This window comes from Trabulsiella odontotermitis (assembly GCF_001188485.1).
Lineage (GTDB): Bacteria > Pseudomonadota > Gammaproteobacteria > Enterobacterales > Enterobacteriaceae > Trabulsiella > Trabulsiella odontotermitis_A.
Genome location: NZ_JNGH01000067.1, coordinates 12050 through 34500, shown reverse-complemented (window position 1 = coordinate 34500; position 22451 = coordinate 12050). Strand labels below are relative to the sequence as shown.

Below are 22451 nucleotides of genomic sequence, written 5' to 3'. Positions count from 1 at the left end.
TGCTGTAGTCATTATCACCGCTACAGTATGCCACGAATCTTTTTCCTTGAGTGACGAAAGGAGCCCGTTATACTGATCACAGTTATTGCTTCTTTTTCGGGATGTTTTCCCGACCCCCGGCATTCTTACAGGCTAAAAAAACTTCATGCGACTTGATAAGTTTATCGCTCAGCAACTCGGCGTCAGCCGTGCTATTGCCGGGCGTGAAATTCGCGCCAGCCGCGTTACCGTGGATGGCGACATTGTTAAAAACACCGCTTTTAAACTGCTTCCTGAGCACGTCGTGGATTATGATGGCAACCCGCTGACCCAACAGAACGGGCCACGCTATTTCATGCTGAACAAACCGGAAGGCTACGTCTGCTCCACGGACGATCCGGATCACCCGACTGTGCTCTATTTTCTCGACGAGCCGGTGGCGCACAAGCTGCATGCGGCAGGGCGTCTGGATATCGACACCACCGGACTGGTGCTGATGACCGACGACGGTCAGTGGTCGCACCGCATCACCTCGCCTAAACACCATTGCGAAAAAACCTATCTCGTGACGCTGGAATCACCGGTCAGCGAAGAGACCGCGGAACAGTTTGCCCAGGGCATTCAGCTTCACAATGAAAAATCGCTCACCAAACCGGCTGAGCTGGACGTGATCACCCCGACGGAGGTGCGTCTAACCATCAGCGAAGGGCGCTACCATCAGGTGAAGCGGATGTTCGCCGCGGTTGGCAACCACGTTGTCGCGCTGCATCGTGAACGGATCGGCGGCATTACGCTCGATCCGCACCTGGCGCCGGGGGAATATCGCCCGCTTACCGAAGAAGAAATCGCCAGTGTCGGCATGCCTTCCCACTAATCTGAGGAGCTTTTTGTGACATCCAGGCAGAATTCTTCACTGGGTATCGTGTTTATTCTTGGCCTGCTGGCCATGCTGATGCCGCTGTCGATCGATATGTATCTGCCCGCGTTGCCGGTGATTGCCTCGCAGTTCAACGTGCCGGCGGGCAGCGCGCAGATGACCCTCAGCACCTATATTCTTGGTTTTGCGCTGGGCCAGTTGCTGTACGGCCCGATGGCGGATAGCCTCGGGCGTAAACCGGTGATCCTCGGCGGCACGCTGGTGTTCGCGGCGGCGGCGGTGGCCTGCGCGCTGTCACAGACCATCGATCAGCTGATCGTGATGCGTTTCTTCCACGGTCTCGCCGCGGCGGCGGCAAGCGTGGTGATTAATGCCCTGATGCGCGATATCTACCCGAAAGAAGAATTCTCCCGCATGATGTCCTTCGTCATGCTGGTGACGACGGTTGCGCCGCTGGTGGCACCGATGGTCGGTGGCGCGGTGCTGGTGTGGTTCAGCTGGCATGCGATTTTCTGGATCCTTGCCGTTGCCGCGCTGCTGGCCTCGGCTATGGTGTTCTTTTTTATTCGCGAAACACTGCCGGTTGAGCGGCGGCAGAAATTTCATATTCGCACCACGATAGGCAACTTCGCAGCGCTGTTTCGTCATAAACGCGTGCTGAGCTACATGCTCGCCAGCGGCTTCAGTTTCGCCGGAATGTTCTCGTTCCTGAGCGCCGGTCCGTTTGTCTATATCGAACTCAACCATGTTTCCCCGCAGCACTTTGGTTACTACTTTGCGCTGAACGTGGTCTTTCTGTTCATTATGACCATCATTAACGGCCGCTTCGTGCGTCGGATTGGGGCGCTGAATATGTTCCGTGCCGGGTTGTGGGTTCAGTTTGCCATGGCGGTGTGGATGGTGGTCTGCGCGCTGCTTGGCGTGGGATTCTGGTCGCTGGTGCTGGGCGTTGCCGTGTTTGTCGGCTGTGTGGCGATGGTGTCGTCAAACGCGATGGCGGTCATTCTGGATGAGTTTCCGCATATGGCCGGTACCGCCTCATCGCTGGCAGGAACCTTCCGTTTCGGCATCGGTGCGATTGTCGGCGCGGTGCTGTCACTGGCAACGTTTACCACCGGATGGCCGATGCTGATTTCCATCGCGCTGTGCGCCAGTTGCTCGCTGCTTTTCTACCTGTATGCCAGTCGCCCCAGGAAAAACCCTCACTAATCCTACCTCCAGGGGGGTAAATTGGCCCCCTTTCTTGACACATATCAACGGAGTTTCGGTTCGTTGTTCTGATAGATGTTTCTTTTATGTAAAATCAATTTATGTAAAAAGTCACATCGTTGTAGACAAAAAGGTTGTGTTAGATCACAGAAACGGGTACATATAGCGCGAAATGCATCCGTAGCAATTTTGTAATGCGCAGGATAATAAATCGTTAAACCTTGCCAGGGGCAGATGTAAACGTTTTCCATGCGCCTTGCAGGACGACCTGTCAACGATGTGTTAATATAAATGTGAAATTATTGTGAAATTTTGTTTTTTCCTGGGGAAAAATCGTGAATACCATGCAGCTCTCCATCGTACATCGTTTGCCACAGAGCTATCGTTGGTTAGCCGGTTTTGCAGGTTCAAGAGTTGAACCGATTCCGCAAAACGGCGTGCTGAACGATAACAGCCTGGTTGGCCTCAAACTGCTGAGTCCGGACGGCGAAAAAGCCTGGCCGGTGATGCATAAGCTCAGCCAGGCGTTAACGGATATTGAAGTGGCGTGTTCCGTGCTGGAATGCGAAGGCGAACCCTGCCTGTTCGTGAACCGTCAGGATGAGTATGCCGCGACCTGTCGCCTGAAGAATTTCGGCGTGGCCATTGCGGAGCCGTTTTCCGGTAACAATCCTTTCTGACCGTCAGCTCAACGCCAGTAGTTGACGGGTATACTCCTGCTGCGGTGCGGCAAAGACGCGCTGACACTCTCCCTGCTCCACAACTTCCCCCTGACGCAAGACAATCACCTGATGGCACAGCGAGCGGACCACGTGCAGATCGTGGCTGATGAAGATGTAAGCCAGGCGATGCTTCTCCTGTAACGCTTTTAGCAGCGCGAGAATTTGTGCCTGCACGGTTCTGTCCAGCGACGACGTCGGTTCATCCAGCACTATCAGCTCGGGTTTGAGGATCAGCGCGCGGGCGATGGCAATGCGCTGGCGCTGGCCGCCGGAAAACGCCGCAGGATAGCGTTGACGGGTGTCCGGATCCAGCCCCACCTCCTGCATCACGCGGATCACCTCCTGTTCGCGCTGCGCAGGCGTCAACGACGGCTGATGAACGCGCAATCCCTCTTCGATAATCTGCAGCACGTTAAGCCGCGGGTTCAGCGACGAGTTTGGATCCTGAAATACCACCTGAATGCGATGACGCAGCGGCAGCATCTGCTTGCGATTGCGCCCCTGCAACGCCTGTCCGTCAAAGACAATTGAGCCTTCGGAGGCAATCAGCCGTAGCAGCGCCAGCCCGGTGGTGCTTTTACCGGAACCTGATTCGCCCACCAGCCCCAGCGTTTCTCCCGGACGCAGCGAAAAGCTGATCTCTTTCACCACACGCTTGTTGTCCACCACGCGGCGCAGCACGCCTTTACGCACCGGAAACGCCACGCTCAGTTTATCAATTTGCAGCAGCAGCCCGGTATTGTCGGTGAGCGGGACAGGATCGCCGGACGGCTCGCTGTCGATAAGCCTGCGGGTGTAGGGATGCGCCGGTGCGGAAAAGAGAGCGCTGGCGCTGTTCTGCTCGACGCAGCGGCCGTTCTGCATTACCGCTACGTTATCGGCCAGCTTGCGCACGATGCTCAGATTATGAGTGATGAACAGCAGACCCATGTTAAGTTCGTCGCGCAGTTCCCGCAAAAGTTGCAGGATTTGTGCCTGTACTGACACATCCAGCGCAGTAGTGGGTTCGTCGGCAATTAGCAGCTCGGGCCGCGTCAGCAGCGCCATGGCAATCATCACGCGCTGGCGCTCGCCGCCGGAAAGCTGGTGAGGATAATCCGTCAGCCGCTTCGGCGCATTGCGGATGCCGACGCGTTCGAGACAGTCGAGGATTTCCCCCCGCGCGGCCTCTTTGCGCATGCCCCGGTGCAGCGACAGCACCTCGTACAGCTGTTTTTCCAGCGTATGCAGCGGGTTCAGAGAGACCATCGGCTCCTGGAAAATCATCGCGATGCGGTTGCCGCGAATGCCCCGCAGCGTGCGCTCATCGGCATGCAGTAATGACTGGCCGTGAAAGAAAATGTCGCCGCTCGGGTAGCTGACCGGCGGGGAAGGGAGCAAGCGCAGCACAGAGAGTGCGGAAACACTCTTTCCGGAACCGGACTCGCCCACCAGTGCCAGCGTTTCGCCGGCGGCAACCTGTAACGACAGATCGCTCACCACCGTGCGGCGTTCACCGCGATCGGTAAAGGCGATGGACAGGTTTTCAATGGTCAGTAACGGAGACGTCATCCTACACCGCCTTATTGGGATCGAAGGCATCGCGCACGGCTTCGCCAATAAAAATCAGCAGCGACAGCAGCACTGCTACCGATAAAAAGGCCGTAATGCCGAGCCACGGGGCCTGCAGGTTATTTTTCCCCTGTAACAGCAACTCGCCCAACGACGGCGAGCCCAGCGGCAGCCCGAAGCCAAGGAAATCGAGCGAGGTCAGCGTGGTAATGGAACTGCACAAAATAAACGGCAGGAAGGTGAGCGTCGCGACCATCGCATTCGGCAGCATATGGCGAAAGATAATGCCGCGATCGTTGACTCCCAGCGCCTGCGCCGCGCGGATGTAGTCGAAATTGCGTGTGCGCAGGAATTCGGCACGCACCACGCCCACCAGCGCCATCCAGCCAAACAGCACGGTAATGCCGAGCAGCCACCAGAAATTAGGCTGCACCACGCTCGACAGCAGGATAATCAAAAACAGCGTCGGCATACCGGACCAGACCTCAANCCCCCCCCGCCAGTACGCCCATCACGCTGGAGCAGAGCGTCAGCATCAGGCCGAACAGCACGGAAATGCGCGTGCCATAAAGGATGCGCGCCAGCACGTCGCCGCCGTTAGCGTCCGTGCCCAACCAGTTAGTGGTCGAGGGCGGTGAAGGGAAGGGGCGGTCGGTGGCGAAGTTAATGCTGGTAGCGCCAAAACGCACGGGTGCCCAGACAACCCAGCCATTGTCTTCCAGCTGTTTCTGCAGCCACGGATCCTGATAGTCGGCACTGGTAGAAAAGGTGCCGCCAAACTGTTGCTCGGTATAGTCCTTCAGGAACGGCACGTACAAACTGCCGCGATACTGCACCAGCAGCGGCTTGTCGTTCGCCAGTAACTCTGAAAACAGGCTGCAGGTGAAGAGGATCAGAAACAGCCACAGGGACCAGTAACCGCGACGGTTATGGCGAAAACGTGCCCAGCGGGCCTGGTTGACGGGACTTAATCGCGGCATCAGCGGCCCTCAAAATCAATGCGTGGGTCCACCAGCGTGTAGCTGATGTCGCTGATGATATTCAGCAGCAGACCAATCAGGGTAAAAATATAAAGCGTGCCAAACATCACCGGATAATCGCGCGACAGCGTGGCTTCGTAGCCTAACAGCCCCAGCCCGTTGAGGGAGAACATCACCTCAATCAACAGCGAACCGGTGAAGAACATGCTGATAAACGTGGCGGGAAAACCGGCGATCACCAGCAGCATCGCGTTACGGAAAATGTGCTTCCACAGAATGTTATGCTCGCTCACCCCTTTGGCGCGGGCGGTCACCACGTACTGTTTGCGAATCTCATCAAGGAATGAGTTTTTGGTCAGCATGGTCAGCGCCGCGAAGCCGCCAATCACCGTCGCCAGCACCGGCAGGGTGATGTGCCACAGATAATCGGTAATCTGCTTATACCACGGCAGGGAATCGAAATTAGCCGACGTCAGCCCGCGCAGCGGGAAGAGATCGTAATAGCTGCCACCGGCGAAAAAGACGATCAGCAAAATGGCGAACGCGGGGATCGCGTAGCCAATGATGATAAACGCGCTGCTCCAGATGTCGAACCGGCTGCCGTTTTGCACCGCCTTGCGGATGCCGAGTGGAATCGAGACCAGATAGATAATCAGCGTACTCCAGATGCCGAGTGAAATAGAGACCGGCAGGCTGTCTTTTACCAGCTGTAACACCGAGGCGCTGCGAAACAGGCTGTTGCCGAAGTCAAAGCGCAGGTAATCGCTCAGCATGTTGAAATAGCGTTCATGAAGGGGCTTATCGAAGCCGTAGCGATGGGTGATTTCAGCGATAACTTCCGGATCCAGCCCGCGCGCGCCGCGGTACTGACCATCGCTGACGTTACCGACGCCGGTGCGCGCATGCGTTGCGCCCATCCCTTCGCCGCCCGCGCCGGGCAGGGCGCTACGGTCGCCGGACTGAATTGCCGCAATGGCCTGATCGACCGGGCCGCCGGGGGCGATTTGCACGATAAAAAAGTTGATGGTGATGATCGCCCACAGCGTCGGGATCACCAGTAATAGTCGGCGGATCAGGTATGCGCCCATAGGGTTCCTTAACGTCTGTCTGCGGGCAGCTTCGCGGCTTTGTTCACGTCATACCACCAGGTATCAAAGCCGAGCGAATAAACGGGGCGCATGGCGGGGTGAGAAAGCTTATCCCAGTATGCGATGCGATCTTCTGCCATGTACCACATGGGTAACTGATAGTAATTCCATGTGAGGACGCGGTCCAGCGCGCGACCCAGCGGAAGAAGTTTCTCTTTGTTTCCCTGCCAGCGGATGATGTCAGCGATGAGTTTATCGACAACCGGGTTCTGCACGCCCGGGGCGTTGTAGGTGGAATCGATGTACTGCGATGACCAGGCGATTTGCAGATCGGAACCCGGCCATGGCGTTGCCGGCCACAGTACTGGCATCATGTCGTAATCACGGCTGCGCAGACGGTTATTGAGCTGTGCGTTATCCACCTGACGAATCTCCAGCGTCACGCCAAGGCGGCTGAGACTGTGCTGGAAGGGAAGCACCCACTGGTTGTTGCCGCCGGAGCCGAGCAACAGCTCAAAACGCAGCGGCTTGCCGGTTTTCGCATTTACGCGCTGCTGGCCTTTCAGCGGCCATCCTGCGTCGTCAAGCAACTTGCTGGCTTTCAGCAGGTTATCGCGGTCGAACCCACCGCCGTCTGATACCGGCGGCTGGTAGATACTGGTGAACACTTCTGGCGGCAGATCGGATTTCATAGGCGCCAGCAGGACCAGTTCATCGGCGTCGGGGTAGTTGCGCGCCGCATATTCGGTGTTCTGGAAATAGCTGTTCGCGCGGCTGTAGGCCGAATAAAACAGGGCTTTGTTCATCCACTCGAAATCGAACGCCAGCGTAATTGCTTCCCGCACGTTGCGATCGGCAAATACCGGGCGCTGGATGTTGAACGCCAGCCAGCGCGTATTCTGCGCCGAGGTGTTCTTCTGCTCATCTTTCACGATGTTGTGATTGTCAAAGTTTTTGCCGATATAGCGGGTTGCCCAGTTCCTGGCGCTGCCCTCGATGCGCATATCAAACGCGCCGGCCTTAAAAGCCTCGAAGGCGACGTTATCATCGAGGTAATAGTCGTAGCGAATGGTGTCGAAGTTCCAGCGTCCTCGGTTGACCGGCAGGTTGGCGCCCCAGTAATCCTTCACCCGGGAATAGACAATGTACTGACCCATTTTCCAGCTGGTGATGCGATAGGGACCGCTGGCAAGCGGCGGCATAGCGAGCGGGTCGCTGAGCTTATGGTTGCGCCAGAAGGATTCCGGGAAAATCGCCAGAGTGAACAGGCTGAGCAGGTTCTCTTTGCCCGGCTGACCCATCTCAATACGCACAGTGAGCGGCGCGATGGCTTTAACCGTGGTGCCTTTGTAATACAAGCGGAACTGCGGCACGCCTTCGGTCATAAACTTCTGGAAGGTGAACGCGACGTCTTTCGCGGTGATCGGCGAGCCGTCATGAAAACGGGCTTTTGGATTAAGGGTGATTTCGGCCCATGAATAATCATCCGCATAGCGGGCCATCTCCGCCACCAGCGGGTAATAGCTGCCTGGCTCATCGTCCGAGGTGGTAAACAGGGAATCGTACAGCGATTCGGTGCGCACGCCTGCTTTGCCGCGCAGGGCATAACGGTTGAAGTTATCAAAGGTGCCAATTTCCGACAACGTCACCGCACCGCCTTTGGGCGCGGCCGGGTTGACGTAATCAAAGTGGCTAAAATTGACGGCATATTTAGGTTCGCCAATCACGGCAAACGCAAAGCTTTCTTTGATAGTCTGCGCCTGGCCGGGCAGGCTGAACAGGGCAATCAGTAAGAGACACAGGCGCAGAATCATCACCGGGTAACATCCTTTTGCGGGCTAACCTTTTGTCCCTGATAATAAGTGACACTCAGTCGGTTGTGAAATATTTCGCAGGTTCGTTCCAGGCCTCAAGAAAGCGGACCAGGGTGATCGGACGGCTGATCCAGTAACCCTGCAGGAAATTGACGCCGTGATCGCGCAGCCACTCTGCCTGCTCCTGCGTCTCCACGCCTTCGGCGACGGTGACCAGATCCATCCGTTTCGCCAGCGTCAGTACGGCGTCGAGCACGGGTGAAGTCACCGTTTCCGTCCCGATAGCCTTAATAAACCCGCGATCGATTTTCAGATAGTCAAACGCGTAGCGTTCGAGATAAATCAGCGCGCTATGCCCGGTGCCGAAATCGTCAATCGCAATTTCGAAACCTTCGTGATGCAGCCACTCAAAAACGCGCATCGCTGCCTGCTGCTGGAGCGTGTCGCGTTCGGTAATTTCCAGCACGACCTGGAAATAATTCGGCGGTAATGTCGCGCTGAATGCGCGCATATCATCCTGAAAACTCGGCGTATGCAGGTGTCCCGGTGCGATGTTAATGCCAAGTTTGGCCCCTGGCGGCAGGATTTTCTGCAGCGCTGCCGCATCGCGGGCGATCAGTTCGAACAGATGCCGCGTCAGCGGCACAATCAGATTTTGCGCTTCGGCAAAATGGATAAACGCATCCGGGGGAATTTCGCCCGCCGTCGGATGCTTCCAGCGCATCAGCACTTCCACGCCGCGTATTTTCATGTCGCTGGCGGCAACCACGGGCTGGTAAACCACATAAAACTGATTGCGCTTAATGGCGGTGAGGATCTCTTTTCCGGGACGATGGCCGATGCTGAGAATATAAAAGCACAGCAGGCCGGTGAGCAGGCCGACTACGATCATCAGCAGCACCGCGTACTGCGTGTCCTGTACGCCCCACATGGTGCCGTAGAGGTAAATCTGCAGCGGCAGGTTATCGATTTTCGCAATGCGCACCGGCTTCACGTTGAGTTTATCCGGATCCACCAGCGTGCTGGAGAAGGTCGTCAGCGCGCGATGGTTCACCACCAGCGCAATGCCCGAAAAGTTATTCTGCTTTGCTGAGTAGAGCAGGAACGGCGTCAGGTTGGCGTTGACGGAGGCAAAAACACCGTGATTTTTCATCAGCGGGTTGCGCACCCAGATGGCAAACGCGGGGCTGGAGGGCATCATCGGTGTGCCGGGCAGCAGTTGCATATCTGACGCTTTGCCGGCATCGACATCAGTGGAGAGAGTGTCAAGTGGCACATTCATTGGGCCTGTTGCTGACGAGCACACCGCGCGGTTGTCGATCACCAGTAAAAAGGCGCGGACGTTAACACTGAACGCGGCGCGGGCGGTCAGCTCCTGTTGAATCTGATTACAGGGGCTCATGGTCAGCGGCTGCAGGTAATCGATGGTGGTCAGCAGCTCGCTAAAGTAGGTATTCAGGTAGTTATGCAGGTTTTTGATTATCGAATCGAACTGTTCGGTACGTTTATGATGGATCACCGTGTACTGAAGACTTCCGGCCAGCACTGCAGCCAGTAGTCCCGCCAGGAAGCTGAATAACACAATCTTCCGGCCGACAGAAAAATAGCGGGTAATCATAAACGTACCTTTTCCCTGAAGGTGGGTCGTGAAGGGCAAACGGCTCACTAAGTATAGATTCAGTAAATACAGGAGCTCAGCGCATTCGCGCAAAAAAAAACACCGCCGCAGCAGTGTTTTTCTACGTTCTGCCGTCGGCCAAGGGTAACCGACAACAGAAGAAATTACGAGCGGCTCAGGACGCGGCGCGCTTCGTTGTAGCGCTTATTCCAGTATGGCTCATTCATGCTGGAGATCGTTACGCCGCTGCTGGTGGAAGCATGGACGAACTGATTATTGCCGATGTAGATGCCCACATGACGACCGGTTGACCCGGCACGGAACAGAACGAGATCGCCGGTGCGCAGCTGGCCGCGCTTAATGGACTTACCGGTTTCCTGCTGTTCCCAGGTTGAGCGAGGCAGCTCTAACCCAAACTGTTCGCGGAAGGTGCGCTGTACGAAGGCAGAGCAGTCGATGCCGCGTTTGGTGTCGCCACCCAGACGGTAACGAACGCCTTTCCAGCTTGCGTATTGATCCATCAGACGTGATTTAACGTCGAGGTTACGCACCATGGTTTCAAATTCATCCTGAGAGGCTTGCAGTGAAGAGGGATCTTCCATACCCACAACACGCGTCTCAGGATGCATATTCTTAGCGGTATTTGTTGAGCTACATGCAGAAAGCAGTATCGCGACTGCTACAGCGGGAATCGCCCGCAGAACATATCTCAAAATCGGTTGAGATTTGACCATTTCGTTTATTTTCCCTTGAAGTCCTTAACGAAGAAATCGTTATAAAAAATGCCAAACGTACCGAGACTAAATACCGACAGACAATCAGACAATTATAAATCCGCAGAACTGTGGGCTGACGCACAAAATTATTCACATTGCGAATAATTAACGCCTGTACGGCAAAACGAGATTGAGGTTACCCGATCGGGTGTGGCATTGCGAGCGGTTTTGGCGCTTTTTTTATAAGAAAAAGTGATACAGAAAGTGACAAATTGGCATAGCGAGAAATAGGGGCATTTTTGCTGCTTAATTAGCCAATTGATTCATTTCTAAGGCACTTTCATGTGACGGTAAGATGACAGAATTGAATGAAAAAGCATCAGTCACGATCAGGGATCAATTGAGATCCCTGATATTGGATGTTAATTAATTTCGTTTAGTTGTTTAATTTTTGTTTCTTAATGTGCGGAAGATATTTATCAAACTGATGAATAATCTGATCGCTAAGCGGTGTCATTAGCACCCACGGTAAACCGATCAGAATGGCGGTCATTGAACCCACCGCAATATCGGTAAACCAGTGCGCGCCGATCATTACGCGAGGGAATGCGAAAACCACAACAATAACAAGGGAAATAACGAACGCTTTCGCGCCGAAATAGCGCCACATAAAACCGGCGAAAATGAGCAGCATCATGCCATGGTCGCCAGGGAAGCTGTCTTTCGACGCATCTTTCGTTGGAATATGCAGCAGATCGCTCACCCGGTAGATATCGGTGAAAAAGAGCGTCGGGCTGGCGCGCTTCACCGGCATCAGATGCTGTGCCAGCTGGTTGATGACCACCGCCGCCAGCAGCATGGTCAGGCCGATAATCATCACACGACGACGGCCGCTGTCGTCGGCCTTCAGCCAGAAACTCAGCATCAGGCAGCCCATGGCCAGCAGCGAACAGGCATCAAAAGCGCGGTTATTGGTGATCGCCAGCAACCAGACATAGGCGCGGCTTTCGCCGAGACCGCGATTAAAAAAGTGGAAAATTGCGGAATCCAGCGTCGACCAGACGCCGTGATTGACCGGCAAATACCAGGACAGAAAAAGCGCCACGCCTGCCACGGTCAGCAGGATGTTAAGGGAAAGTCGGGTTTTCATTGTTGTATCATTGGCAATAATAATGGTGGCAACCTTAGCGAGGTTAATCTAAACGAAGCTTCAACAAGGCGGCCTGTAAAAGATTCCAGTCGACGTCAGCGTCATTGATAAGCTCAATGCGGCTGTCCGGGGGCGCAACGTTCTGCGTTTCAATATGCAGATCCAGACCCTGGCGATTAATGCGCACCAGCCCTTCCGGGATACGCATCACGCCCTTCACGCGGGTCACCGGTGCGAGCCGCGCCCACTCCAGCAAACCAATGGTATCGAAGCGGGTGTCCGCATCAAAAATCCAGCCGCAGGCGTGATACCCCTGACCGTGATTGGTGCTGCGACGCCAGCGCTGGTGCTCGGGAAGGCTCAGTGCCGCCAGCCCTTTGGTAGAGGCGTGCGAATGGGAATGCTCGGCGCTTTCCGGCAACGGCGCCAGATTTTTACGTGTGGCATCCAGCAGGGAAGGCGAAATGGCGCCCTGGGTGGCGTGGTGCAGTTCACGGCCTTCGCCATTCTGCGCCCACCAGTTTTCCAGTGCCTGGCGGCTTTCCGGTGTTTCGCGGTCGGCTTTATTGGCAATTACTATATCCGCCGCGGCAAGTTGATCGCGGAAGTTTTGATTGGTGAGCACCTTGTCGTCCAGCAGCTGGCGTGCATCAAGTACGCACAGGGTGGCGCGCAGATCGATCCACGGCTCGTAGACCGGCGCGGTAAGAATATCGAGGATCTGTTTCGGATGGCCCAGCCCGGTCGGTTCAATCAGCAGTCGGTCAGGCTTGCCCTGTCTCAGCAGTGTGTTCAGCCCCACCTGCATCGGCAAACCATTCACACAACACATGCATCCACCGGGGATCTCTTTCAGCAACGCACCGCTGTCCGCCAGCAGCGCGCCATCGATGCCCACTTCGCCAAACTCGTTGACCAGCACGGCCCACTTTTCATCGGCAGGCTTATGCGCCAGCAGGTGCAAAATCGACGTCGTTTTTCCGCTACCGAGGAAGCCGGTAATCAGATTAGTTTTGGTCACAACGACTCCAGAATGGATCACGCTAATAAGATAGCTGACTATCCTGGCGAAAAATTATCAAAATGAGAAGTTATAAAGCGGACAAAGGGTTAACTTGTCCGCTAAACCGCAGTAAATGCTAACTATGCAATGTCGCGACAAGCGCTTCCCGCGCGCCGTGATCGGCAATGCGCTGCCACGCCTGTTGCACGGCGTCGACAAAGCGGGCGTCGCGGGGCAGGTCGTTGCCGAAGATTTCACTCAGCGTCAGCAACGCCGTCACCCGCTCTTCATCGCGGCTCTGTGTGACGATATGGCGAATTTNGCCATGCGCTGTGTCGTGCCAGGTGCACGCGAATGCCGTCCAGCATGCGCTGGGGCAGTTTCTGGCTGCCGTCCATCGCTATTTGCCAGGTGCGGTGCTGCAGCGCAGGGTTAGAGAAACGTTCGATCAGGCTGTCGGCATAGGCGGGCAGATCAACGCCGGTAATGCGCAGCGTCGGTGCCTGCTCTGTGAGCATCAGGCGTTTGGCCGCCTGGCGGAAATCCTCATCCTGCATGCAATCGCTAATGTGCTGATAACCGGCAAGATAGCCAAGATACGCCAGAAACGAATGGCTGCCGTTCAGCATGCGCAGTTTCATCTGCTCCCACGGCTGCACATCGCTGACCATTTGCACACCCGCCACTTCCCATTCCGGGCGACCGGCAACAAAATTGTCTTCTATCACCCACTGAATAAACGGCTCACCGCTAATGGCGCACGGATCGGGCACGCCGAGCAGGGCGGCGATGTCGTTCAGCGAAGCGTCCGTGGCGGCGGGCACAATGCGATCCACCATGGTGCCCGGGAAGCTGACCTGTTCAGCAATCCACGTCGCCAGCGCCGGGGAACGTCTTTCCGCCATGCCCAGCACGGCATTCTTCACGACGTGACCGTTATCCGGAATGTTATCGCAGGAGAGTACGGTAAACGGCGACAGACCCCGTTCGCGACGGCGATGCAGGGCTTCCACCAGAATACCTGGCGCGGAGTGGGGCGCGTGCGGATTTTCCAGGTCGTGCATAATGCGCGGTTGGGTGACGTCGAGCCGACCGGTAGCCNCCACCTGCGGCTCGCAGAATTTTTCAATAATCGCCGCCAGTGAATCCAGCTTCGCGTTCAGGCACTCATGCACCGCGCCCACCACGATAGCCTGATTTCCCGCCGCGCCTTTTTCCAGCACCGTATAAAGATGATCCTGTTCACGCAGTTGCGTCATTAATCGATCGCCGCTGAACAGGCTTATCTCGCAAATGCCCCAGTCGCCTCCCGTAACATTCAACACCCGGTCGGTCAGCAGCGCCTGATGGGCGCGGTGAAAGGCGCCAAAGCCGAAATGCACAATACGTGATCGCAGTTTTTGCCGGTCATACGCGGGCAGTTGCACGCTGTCAGGAAGTCGGGTGGTGGCAATGTTCTTCATTCTGTATACACCTGAATAACGATTAATTAACAAGCGCTAGTGTAAAGTTATATGACAACAATTTAAATTGGTGTGCCTTGTTTCTGTGGTTAATGTGAGCTGGATCAATCAATATTGCCGGGGTGTTTGACCATCTCGTGCAAGCCTGTATGGTAGTCGTCATTAAGCTTTCGATTATTGGTATAACAACTTGAGAGGGTGAGACCATGGAGCAAACCTGGCGTTGGTATGGACCGAACGATCCGGTATCTCTTGATGATGTGCGTCAGGCGGGGGCGACCGGCGTCGTGACGGCGCTGCATCATATCCCGAATGGACATGTCTGGCCGGTTGAGGAAATCAAGACGCGTCAGGCGCTGCTGGCAGAAAAAGGGCTTACCTGGTCGGTGGTTGAGAGCATTCCGGTACATGAAGATATCAAAACCCACAGCGGGCAGTGTGATACCTGGATTGCTAACTACCAGCAGAGCATCCGTAACCTGGCGGCCTGCGGCATTGATACCGTGTGCTACAACTTTATGCCGATCCTCGACTGGACCCGCACCGATCTCGAATATCAGTTGCCGGACGGCTCAAAAGCCCTGCGTTTTGATCAGATCGCCTTTGCTGCGTTTGAACTTCACATCCTGAAGCGTGAGGGCGCGGCTGCCGACTATAGCGCTGAAGAGCAGCGTCAGGCGCAGGACTATTTTCATGCGATGAGCGATGCGGACGTTGAGAAGCTGACGCGCAATATCATCGCCGGACTGCCGGGAGCGGAAGAGGGTTACACCATTGACCAGTTCCGCGCGCGCCTGGCGGAGTATGACCACATCAGCAAAGAGACATTACGTGAGAACATGGCCCGCTTCCTGCGCGCGATTGTGCCGGTAGCGGAAGAGGTGGGCGTGCGCCTGGCGGTGCACCCGGACGATCCGCCGCGCCCGATCCTCGGCCTGCCGCGTATTGTTTCGACCATTGAAGATATGCAGTGGCTGAAAGAGACCGTCGACAGCATCAACAACGGCTTCACCATGTGCACCGGTTCTTACGGTGTGCGCGCTGATAACGACCTGGTGAAGATGATTGACACCTTCGGCGATCGTATTCACTTCACCCATCTGCGGGCTACCTGCCGCGAAGACAACCCGAAAACCTTTCACGAAGGCGCGCACCTGTACGGCGACGTTAACATGGTGGCGGTGGTGGATGCGGTGCTGCGCGAGGAGCAGCGCCGTAAAAGGGCAGGCGATCTGCGTCCGATTCCGTTCCGCCCGGACCACGGGCATCAGATGCTCGACGATCTGAAAAAGAAAACGAACCCGGGATATTCGGCGATTGGCCGACTGAAAGGGATGGCGGAAGTGCGCGGCGTTGAGCTGGCGCTGAAAATGACCAAATACCCTGATTTGCTGTAATCAGGCGCAATGGCGCAATGAAGAAAGGACGGTGAAAACCGTCCTTTTTTATGTGTTAGTCAGCGCGACCCATATAGCGCTTCTCTTCGATATGGATGCGGATCTTCTCGCCGGTGGTGAGGTATTCCGGCACCTGAACCACCAGACCGGTAGTCAGGGTCGCGGGTTTGTTACGTGCGGAAGCGGATGCGCCTTTAATACCCGGTGCCGTTTCCACGATCTCCAGATCGACGGTCTGTGGCAGTTCCAGCGCCAGCAGGACGCCATCCCAGGTCAGGACCTGCATATCCGGCATCCCGCCTTCCGGAATAAACTGCAGCTCTTCTTCAATCTGATCTTTGGTAAAGGTGTACGGCGTATAGTCTTCTTTATCCATGAACACATACTCGTTGCCATCGACATAAGAGAAGTCAACGAAACGACGGGTCAGCGTGACCGTATCCAGAATATCGTCACCTTTAAAACGCTCTTCAACTTTCAGGCCAGTGCGGACGTCGGAGAAGCGCATTTTATACAGCGTCGCGGCGCCACGGGCGCTCGGTGACTGAATATCAATATCTTTCACAATCAGCAGTTTGCCGTTGTAATTCAGCACCATACCTTTCTTAATTTCGTTCGCTCTTGGCATTGCAATAATCCTGTCTTAAAAGATGTCGAAAATATCGCGTCAAAGTACTCGTGCCGGGCCTTTCAGGCAAGTGGAATTCGCGGGTTTTGTGAAAAGGTGATAAGGTGCGCAGCCTGACTCTTAAGAGATGCCGTTATGGATTGCCGTCCTGACTGTGGCGCCTGTTGTATTGCGCCATCAATTTCCAGCCCTATCCCGGGTATGCCCGACGGAAAACCTGCGAACGTCAGGTGTGTCCAGCTGTCGGACGACAACCTGTGCCAGATCTTCGGCTCGTCATTACGTCCTGAGGTCTGTGGCAGCCTGCAACCGTCCTTCGAGATGTGTTCAACAACGCGCGATGAGGCGATAACCTGGCTGCTCAATCTTGAGGAAGAGACAGCCCCCTGAGGCGAAAATATTTCCGCTTAAACGCTGCCAGACTCAACACGCAATATTAATAGCTGCTTTCACCCCTCCGCTAAAAAGAATTATTATTCCCCTGCTCCGGCATGCTGATGGCTAAGTTTCACTGATGTTACCGAATGTAATTGTTTAATACATTAATTAAGGTGACATTATGTTTAATGTTTATATTGCCAATTTCTCATCACTGAGTCAGGAAAAGTCAGAAGAGTTTTTTATGTTAAGGAAGAACATATTCAAAGATCGCCTGCAATGGGCTGTGAGTTGTACTGACGAAAAAGAGTTCGATTGTTTTGATAATGAAACTGCGAATTATATTTGCGGAATTATAAACGGAATGATAATTTGTGGTACAAGGATTATCGATATGAAATACCATAATATGCTGGACGATACCTTTTCAGCATTCTTTGAGGATATTGAACTCCCTTCGGCAAATTTCCTTGAATCCACACGTTTCTTCGTGGATAAAGAAAGAACCAGCCTGCTGCTGGGGAAGCGGTATCCTGTGACGCTGGTTTTATTCCTTTCATTAATTAACTATGCGCAACGCCATCATTATGATGGTGTACTGGCTGTGGCAAGCCATCCTATGATGCGAATTATCAGGAAGTCAGGCTGGAACGTCGATGTGCTGAAAACCGGCATGTCGGAAAAAAATGAACCTGTCTATCTGCTGCTGGGTCATGCTGACCCGGCAAGTCAGAAAGCACTGAAAGACAGAATTGCCGGGCAGTATCATAGTGAGGATGAAAACAGGCTGAATGATTGGCCTTTGCCGGTTAATACCTGTTTGTAATTATTCAACCGGTTTGATCAGCTGAAGCTCCACGCCAAGACGCACAGCATGCCGGGCATTGGCAACTCCCATTTTTTTTACGATGTTTGACATGTGAAATTTAACGGTGCGAACTTTTATTCCCAGGATCATGCCTGTTTCCTGATAGGTTTTGCCCACGCTCGTCCAGTAGAGAATTTCGTTTTCCCTGCTGGTAAACTGATTCATGCCATCGGTAGTTTCCGTATTCTTTTCAGATAATGAGATTAACGTCAGGTATGTCTCATGTACCGAGGCCAGCAATATGGCGATGTCGCCTTTATGCTGAGCAAGGGTTTGCATTATTTCGGCTCTTTTCACCGACGGCACAATGAAAGATAATGTCACCAGGTTATTATTATAATCATGCAACGGAAAGGTATATCCATTAATTAAACCGAACTGACTCGCCTGATTAAATAATTTCCCGAAATTGAAATCGGTATGTGATAACAGGGTTTCATCCCACGGGAACGGAGTGAGTTTATTTAATGCGGTAATCACCACCGGATCAGTATATTGTAGTCCTTTCTCTCTGTACTGCGTCACCCATTCGTCCGGGTAGTTTGTTACGCCAAAGATACATGACATATTCTTCTTGGATAAAACGACATACGCCCACGTTAATTCCCCTAACGCATTCAGTGCCGTTTCGAGTTTTTCCCTTATAACAAACTCTACATTTTCCTCACCTCTCGTTAACATCTTGTCCTCCTTGTCTGTACGAGTCGGGCGTGACATAAATATAACACATACCTGGGAAGATGCTCCCTGCGATCCTTTCCCTTTGCCTGTGAGGGTACAGTCATGAGGTACAGTCAACACACTGTACCTACAGACAGATTATTTTCCCCCGACATTTGTATTACTATCAGCAGTGTAAAGACTGCACAGCACTTAGTACTATAAAAAACCCGAACGTGCATTTACAGAAAGTTCGGGAGGCCAGTGGCCAGACACCAGGGAATATTATTCCTCATATAGTTATCCAAAATTTCGCAGGCACAACACATTTGGTTGTGCCTTTTTTATTGTGGCTGACAGTTCAGTATTATTTATCGATACGCCCCTCAACGAAATGTCACTATTCAGGCCCAGCACTGTACCAGTAAGTATTCTGTAAGATTCGTCTTCGGATAATCATGATTTCTTGATTACCCGGGGAATAATGACATGCAATACCGCCTGCTGGCCGCACGGATCACCGTAGCGGCACTCTTCAGCGCATTAACGCTGGTTTCGTCCTCCACGCTTGCAGCCGAATGGGGAATCGGGGCGGGTGTGGCCAGTTCGCAAAAACCGTATAAAGACATGTCGCGCGATACCACGCCGCTGCCGCTACTCTATTTTGATAATCAGTACCTGCACTTTTTTGGCACCGAAGCGGAAATAAAACTTCCAGACGTCACGTTGAGTGAAACTCAGCAGTTGAATATGGGTCTTATCGGCAGATACGACGGCTCGGGATATGATGCTGACGATGCCGATATTCTTGACGGCATGGCGAAGCGTAAAGGCGGCTTCTGGGGCGGCGCGAAAGCGGAGTGGCATAATCCCTGGGTCACGCTTTACGCTGACTGGACGCACGATCTCTCCGGCAACAGCAAGGGGCAGCGCACCCGATTGGGCGCCGAACGACGCTGGCAGTGGGGCGACTTTTCCTTCACGCCGCGCATCGTCGCCAGCTGGCATGATAAAAAATATGTTGATTATTACTATGGCGTGCGCGCGGATGAAGCCCGCGACGGGCGATCGGCTTATCAGGGCGCATCGGCGCTGAGCGCGGAACTCGGCCTGCTGAGCGTCTATCGCTTCAACGCGCACCATTCCGTCATGCTCGATCTGCAAGTTACGCAGCTCTCCAGCGAAGTGAAAGAGAGTCCACTGGTTGACGCTTCACGCGAAGATCGCCTTTTTATGGGGTATATGTACCGCTTCTGATGGGCAGAATACTGTTAATTGAAGACCACGGTCATCTGGCGAAGCTGGTCGGGAAAGGGCTGACCAGCGCCGGAATTTCTGTCGATGTCGTCGGCAGTCGGGAAGCCGCATTAAGTGCGCTGAAGCTGATTTCCTATCAGGCGCTGGTGCTTGACCGTGGTCTGCCGGACGGTGACGGCCTGCTCCTGCTCCAGCAGTTGCGCCAGTGCAATATCACCGTGCCCTGCCTCATCCTCACTGCCCGCGATGCCCTGCACGATCGGGTTGAAGGGCTGGAGGCAGGGGCGGATGACTATCTGGCAAAACCGTTTGCCATGGCGGAGCTGGTGGCTCGCGTGCGGGCGCTGCTGCGTCGTCCGGTCGTTAGTCAAACGCTGGAGCCGACCTTCGGCGATATCACGCTACTGCCTGATGCGGGCGAGATGCGCTGTCGTGATGACCGCATTTCCCTCGCTCCGGCTGAAATGCAGATTATGCTGACGCTCGTCCACAAACAGGGCGGCGTGGTGCGCCGTAGTGCGATGGAAGCCGCTGGTTGGGGGTTGAGTGATGCGGTCACACCGAACGCGCTTGATGTCGCCCTGTACCGGCTGCGCCGCAAGCTGGCAGCCGTGGGCTCCGGCCTGCATATCATTAATCTGAGGGGGCAGGGCTATGCGCTACACAATGTCGATGGCGATGAATAGCCTGTCGCTGCGCATCCTGCTGGCTTATGTGGCCGGCGCGTTACTGAGTATCGGTCTGCTGGTGGCGTTTGGTGCGCTGGTGAAAGACCGTCTGCCGGGCATGGCGCTACCCGAGCGCACGCAGGCGCTGGCGGCACGGCTACAGTTCGACGCGCAGGGTAACCCGACGGAATTTACCGACAGCAACGATCATCCGCTGTGGATCTACGACAGCCTGCGTCAGGAAACGGCCTGGCGGGTGCTGAACGGCAAGGGGCACGTGGTACTGCTTTCGCCAGGCGCTGCGACCTGGCCGGACAGCGACGCAATACGGGAACTTCCCGACCGACGCTTTGCGTTTACTCGCGAGGGAGTGCTGTACGACGGGGCGCGGGAAACGCGACTGCATGACGGCCATACGTGGTTTGTTGAGCTGACGGTCAGCTCGCGAATTGTCGATTTCCTTCATCTGAGTTTTGCGCTGCCGTTTATTCGTCTTGGCGTGATTACGTTTAGCCTGGTGCTACTGGTTATCTTCGCGGCCTGCGCCTGCCTCAGCCTGAAATATGCCCTGCGGCCACTGCGTAAAGTATCGCAGGCCGCTACGCAAATTTCGCCCCGATCGCTCAGCCATCGGCTTGCGACAGACCATGTTCCTGCGGAGCTGATCCCGCTTATCACCAGCTTTAATCAGGCACTCGGCAGGCTGGAGACCAGCTTTCGCAGCCAGCAGGATTTTCTCGCCANNGGGAGCCGCTGAGCTATCGCTTCAGTGATGTGGATGCGGGTGAGGTGGCGCGCGATGCCGTCGGTTATCTGCGCAGAATTGCTGATGACGCCAGCGTCAGACTCGATATTCACAGCGTCGAAGACATGGCTAAATGGCATGCCGATCGCGGGGCATTCTTTACGCTACTGAAAAATCTGATTGAGAATGCCATTCAGCATGCGCCGGTGGGGACGGTCGTCAGTATAGACGTGCGGGCAGAGAGTCTGAGCGTACGCGACCAGGGGGCTGGGGTTGATCCTGAACAGATGTCGCACCTCTTTGAACGCTTCTGGCGCGGAGCGCATCGCCGGGATACCGGCGCGGGGCTGGGGCTGGCGATTTGTCAGGAGATTTGTACGGCGCACGGCTGGTCACTGACCGCCAGCAATGGCCTGACGGGGCTGACGATGACCGTTTATCGTAACAGGGCGTGATCTTAAACGTCTTTAATCCGTAACAGACAGCTTATCGTCAGCACGCACATGCCCAGCGCAATCCAGAATACCGTATGGTAGTTCCAGATTTCCGCCACCACGCCAGCCATCGAACCCGCAATAATCCAACCCACGCGGGTGGTATTGGTGTACAGAGTGGTGGCCGACCCGGCCTGGCCCGGCATCAGATCCTGAAAGTAGAGCATGCCAATACCCGCCAGAATGCCGATGTAAATCGCGTTCAGCAGCTGCATGGCCAGCAGCAGCACCGNNGTGTGGACGGTCAGCATGCCGACATAAAACAGCAATCCCGCCACGGCGGCGATGCGCATTAAAAAGCGTTTACCAAAGCGTTTAGCGTAATAACCGGCAATCAGCATGGTCGGGATTTCCAGCCCGGCGGCGGTACCCATCATCAGCCCCGCCAGTTTCTCCGGCAGATGGAGTTCGTCAATGATAAACAGCGGCATGTTGATGATGTACAGGCTGTTGGTGCCCCACATTAAGGTGCATATCACAAACAGCAGTAGTGCATCCCGACGGTTGCGGCGCGGCGCTTCAAGGTGGCTGGCGACGGCTTTCGGCTCTTTGCGCATGCTCGGCAGAAACATCCACACGATCGCCGCACAGGCCACGAACGCCACGGCGGCGCTGAGATACATCACCGTGAAACCAAACCCCATTGCTAACGCATAGGCCAGCGGCGGGCCGATCACCCAGGCCAGCGACACCTGTGCACGTAAAATTGAGCTGAACATCACCGCTTCACGGCCGGTGTGGTCGGCGTGCTCGCGGGCGAGGGCAAACATCTGTGGGTTGGCGGTGGAGCCGAAACTGCTCAGGAAGACGCCTATAAACAGCAGAATAAAATAGTTGCGGTTCCAGGCGAACAGCACACAGGCCAGCACGCCTAATAAACAGCAAAAAACGATCAGGGTTTTGCGATCCCCTTTGCGGTCGGAACGACCGGCGAGAAACTGGCTGACCAGGATGCCGATCACCGCGCTGCCAGTAAAGAAGAAGCCCACCATCGCCGGACGGACGTGTACCTCATTGGTCAGGAACAGGCTCAGCGTCGGCGTCTGCAGTGCGCCAGCAATGCCGGTTAAAAACGCAACAAACAGAAATGAGGATGAGGTGATATCAAAACCACGGCGGGGTGCGGCAGCGGAACTGTTTTGCATGTTTCTCGATCGGTGAAAAAAGGGGACGCGCGAGTTTACGT

The 22451-nt window shown here is 54.9% G+C and carries 20 protein-coding genes and 2 pseudogenes; 10 read left to right on the top strand and 12 right to left on the bottom strand.

The genetic code is table 11. From position 1 onward, the window contains the following. The first annotated feature begins 145 nt into the window (after positions 1 to 145). The 3 genes from rsuA (at position 146) to GM30_RS06125 (ending at position 2745) form a co-directional block, all read left to right on the top strand. Complete coding sequence (rsuA, locus tag GM30_RS06135; protein ID WP_049847904.1) at positions 146 to 853, top strand: 16S rRNA pseudouridine(516) synthase RsuA; 708 nt, start codon at positions 146 to 148, stop codon at positions 851 to 853. A 15-nt stretch (positions 854 to 868) separates the two neighbouring features. Then, a complete protein-coding gene (locus tag GM30_RS06130) occupies positions 869 to 2065 on the top strand; it encodes a Bcr/CflA family multidrug efflux MFS transporter (RefSeq protein WP_049847903.1) in 1197 nt (398 codons plus the stop codon). A 335-nt stretch (positions 2066 to 2400) separates the two neighbouring features. Continuing rightward, positions 2401 to 2745, top strand: coding sequence for a YejG family protein (locus GM30_RS06125; protein ID WP_049847902.1), 345 nt, complete (start codon positions 2401 to 2403; stop codon positions 2743 to 2745). A gap of 3 nt (positions 2746 to 2748) precedes the next feature. On the opposite strand, the gene yejF is transcribed toward GM30_RS06125, so the two are convergent. From yejF to GM30_RS06080, 9 genes and pseudogenes are all read right to left on the bottom strand, one after another. Beyond that, on the bottom strand, positions 2749 to 4338 hold the full coding sequence (gene yejF / locus GM30_RS06120; RefSeq protein ID WP_049847901.1) for a microcin C ABC transporter ATP-binding protein YejF: 1590 nt from the start codon (positions 4336 to 4338) through the stop codon (positions 2749 to 2751). Position 4339: 1 nt separating this feature from the next. Beyond that, a pseudogene (locus GM30_RS06115) lies at positions 4340 to 5318 on the bottom strand (microcin C ABC transporter permease). Next, positions 5318 to 6406, bottom strand: a complete 1089-nt coding sequence (locus GM30_RS06110) for a microcin C ABC transporter permease YejB (protein WP_049847900.1) — start codon at positions 6404 to 6406, stop codon at positions 5318 to 5320. Before GM30_RS06110 ends, GM30_RS06115 begins: the two are co-directional and overlap by 1 nt. A gap of 8 nt (positions 6407 to 6414) precedes the next feature. After that, positions 6415 to 8220, bottom strand: coding sequence for an extracellular solute-binding protein (locus GM30_RS06105; protein ID WP_049847899.1), 1806 nt, complete (start codon positions 8218 to 8220; stop codon positions 6415 to 6417). A gap of 55 nt (positions 8221 to 8275) precedes the next feature. After that, positions 8276 to 9838: a cyclic di-GMP phosphodiesterase gene (locus tag GM30_RS06100; RefSeq protein WP_049847898.1), complete on the bottom strand. Its 1563-nt coding sequence runs from the start codon at positions 9836 to 9838 to the stop codon at positions 8276 to 8278. A gap of 164 nt (positions 9839 to 10002) precedes the next feature. After that, a complete protein-coding gene (mepS, locus tag GM30_RS06095; protein WP_049847897.1) occupies positions 10003 to 10572 on the bottom strand; it encodes a bifunctional murein DD-endopeptidase/murein LD-carboxypeptidase in 570 nt (189 codons plus the stop codon). 418 nt (positions 10573 to 10990) lie between these two features. Next, positions 10991 to 11704: a phosphatase PAP2 family protein gene (locus tag GM30_RS06090; protein WP_049847896.1), complete on the bottom strand. Its 714-nt coding sequence runs from the start codon at positions 11702 to 11704 to the stop codon at positions 10991 to 10993. 43 nt (positions 11705 to 11747) lie between these two features. Then, the gene (locus GM30_RS06085; protein WP_049847895.1) at positions 11748 to 12725 is read right to left on the bottom strand and encodes a CobW family GTP-binding protein; all 978 of its coding nucleotides are present in this window, start codon (positions 12723 to 12725) and stop codon (positions 11748 to 11750) included. 118 nt (positions 12726 to 12843) lie between these two features. After that, positions 12844 to 14170: pseudogene (locus GM30_RS06080) on the bottom strand (mannitol dehydrogenase family protein). Between the two features lie 206 nt (positions 14171 to 14376). On the opposite strand from GM30_RS06080, the gene uxuA reads away from it, so the two are divergent. Further along, complete coding sequence (gene uxuA / locus GM30_RS06075) at positions 14377 to 15567, top strand: mannonate dehydratase (protein WP_049847894.1); 1191 nt, start codon at positions 14377 to 14379, stop codon at positions 15565 to 15567. A gap of 55 nt (positions 15568 to 15622) precedes the next feature. On the opposite strand, the gene yeiP is transcribed toward uxuA, so the two are convergent. After that, positions 15623 to 16195: an elongation factor P-like protein YeiP gene (gene yeiP, locus GM30_RS06070; RefSeq protein ID WP_049847893.1), complete on the bottom strand. Its 573-nt coding sequence runs from the start codon at positions 16193 to 16195 to the stop codon at positions 15623 to 15625. Between the two features lie 135 nt (positions 16196 to 16330). On the opposite strand from yeiP, the gene GM30_RS23885 reads away from it, so the two are divergent. Both GM30_RS23885 and GM30_RS06065 read left to right on the top strand, forming a co-directional pair. Then, positions 16331 to 16585 carry a YkgJ family cysteine cluster protein gene (locus GM30_RS23885; RefSeq protein ID WP_072092071.1) on the top strand — a complete coding sequence of 85 codons (255 nt, stop codon included), beginning with the start codon at positions 16331 to 16333 and terminating at the stop codon, positions 16583 to 16585. 169 nt (positions 16586 to 16754) lie between these two features. Continuing rightward, on the top strand, positions 16755 to 17399 hold the full coding sequence (locus tag GM30_RS06065) for an acyl-homoserine-lactone synthase (protein ID WP_049847892.1): 645 nt from the start codon (positions 16755 to 16757) through the stop codon (positions 17397 to 17399). Here the strand turns inward: GM30_RS06065 and GM30_RS06060 are convergent, their stop codons facing one another. Continuing rightward, positions 17400 to 18122, bottom strand: a complete 723-nt coding sequence (locus GM30_RS06060) for a helix-turn-helix transcriptional regulator (RefSeq protein WP_049847891.1) — start codon at positions 18120 to 18122, stop codon at positions 17400 to 17402. A 468-nt stretch (positions 18123 to 18590) separates the two neighbouring features. Between GM30_RS06060 and GM30_RS06055 the strand changes: the two genes are divergently transcribed. The 4 genes from GM30_RS06055 to GM30_RS27075 all read left to right on the top strand — a co-directional run bounded on the left by GM30_RS06055 (position 18591) and on the right by GM30_RS27075 (position 21226). Then, on the top strand, positions 18591 to 19358 hold the full coding sequence (locus GM30_RS06055; protein ID WP_049847890.1) for a MipA/OmpV family protein: 768 nt from the start codon (positions 18591 to 18593) through the stop codon (positions 19356 to 19358). Further along, positions 19358 to 20044: a response regulator transcription factor gene (locus GM30_RS06050; protein WP_049847889.1), complete on the top strand. Its 687-nt coding sequence runs from the start codon at positions 19358 to 19360 to the stop codon at positions 20042 to 20044. The genes GM30_RS06055 and GM30_RS06050 overlap by 1 nt, the downstream gene beginning before the upstream one ends. Then, positions 20013 to 20783 carry a HAMP domain-containing protein gene (locus GM30_RS27080; RefSeq protein WP_238582611.1) on the top strand — a complete coding sequence of 257 codons (771 nt, stop codon included), beginning with the start codon at positions 20013 to 20015 and terminating at the stop codon, positions 20781 to 20783. The genes GM30_RS06050 and GM30_RS27080 overlap by 32 nt, the downstream gene beginning before the upstream one ends. A 32-nt stretch (positions 20784 to 20815) precedes the next feature. Further along, positions 20816 to 21226, top strand: coding sequence for a sensor histidine kinase (locus GM30_RS27075; protein WP_238582610.1), 411 nt, complete (start codon positions 20816 to 20818; stop codon positions 21224 to 21226). A gap of 2 nt (positions 21227 to 21228) precedes the next feature. Here the strand turns inward: GM30_RS27075 and setB are convergent, their stop codons facing one another. Continuing rightward, entirely contained in the window at positions 21229 to 22410 is a 1182-nt protein-coding gene (setB, locus tag GM30_RS06040; protein ID WP_049847888.1) for a sugar efflux transporter SetB, read from the bottom strand. Between the last annotated feature and the right edge of the window lie 41 nt (positions 22411 to 22451).

Excerpts from the sequence above, each read along its gene's own strand:
- rsuA (WP_049847904.1), top strand. The coding sequence starts at position 146 with ATGCGACTTGATAAGTTTATCGCTCAGCAACTCGGCGTCAGCCGTGCT.
- yejF (WP_049847901.1), bottom strand. The coding sequence starts at position 4,338 with ATGACGTCTCCGTTACTGACCATTGAAAACCTGTCCATCGCCTTTACC.
- GM30_RS06110 (WP_049847900.1), bottom strand. The coding sequence starts at position 6,406 with ATGGGCGCATACCTGATCCGCCGACTATTACTGGTGATCCCGACGCTG.
- GM30_RS06105 (WP_049847899.1), bottom strand. The coding sequence starts at position 8,220 with ATGATTCTGCGCCTGTGTCTCTTACTGATTGCCCTGTTCAGCCTGCCC.
- GM30_RS06100 (WP_049847898.1), bottom strand. The coding sequence starts at position 9,838 with ATGATTACCCGCTATTTTTCTGTCGGCCGGAAGATTGTGTTATTCAGC.
- mepS (WP_049847897.1), bottom strand. The coding sequence starts at position 10,572 with ATGGTCAAATCTCAACCGATTTTGAGATATGTTCTGCGGGCGATTCCC.
- GM30_RS06090 (WP_049847896.1), bottom strand. The coding sequence starts at position 11,704 with ATGAAAACCCGACTTTCCCTTAACATCCTGCTGACCGTGGCAGGCGTG.
- uxuA (WP_049847894.1), top strand. The coding sequence starts at position 14,377 with ATGGAGCAAACCTGGCGTTGGTATGGACCGAACGATCCGGTATCTCTT.
- yeiP (WP_049847893.1), bottom strand. The coding sequence starts at position 16,195 with ATGCCAAGAGCGAACGAAATTAAGAAAGGTATGGTGCTGAATTACAAC.
- GM30_RS23885 (WP_072092071.1), top strand. The coding sequence starts at position 16,331 with ATGGATTGCCGTCCTGACTGTGGCGCCTGTTGTATTGCGCCATCAATT.
- GM30_RS06065 (WP_049847892.1), top strand. The coding sequence starts at position 16,755 with ATGTTTAATGTTTATATTGCCAATTTCTCATCACTGAGTCAGGAAAAG.
- GM30_RS06060 (WP_049847891.1), bottom strand. The coding sequence starts at position 18,122 with ATGTTAACGAGAGGTGAGGAAAATGTAGAGTTTGTTATAAGGGAAAAA.
- GM30_RS06055 (WP_049847890.1), top strand. The coding sequence starts at position 18,591 with ATGCAATACCGCCTGCTGGCCGCACGGATCACCGTAGCGGCACTCTTC.
- GM30_RS06050 (WP_049847889.1), top strand. The coding sequence starts at position 19,358 with ATGGGCAGAATACTGTTAATTGAAGACCACGGTCATCTGGCGAAGCTG.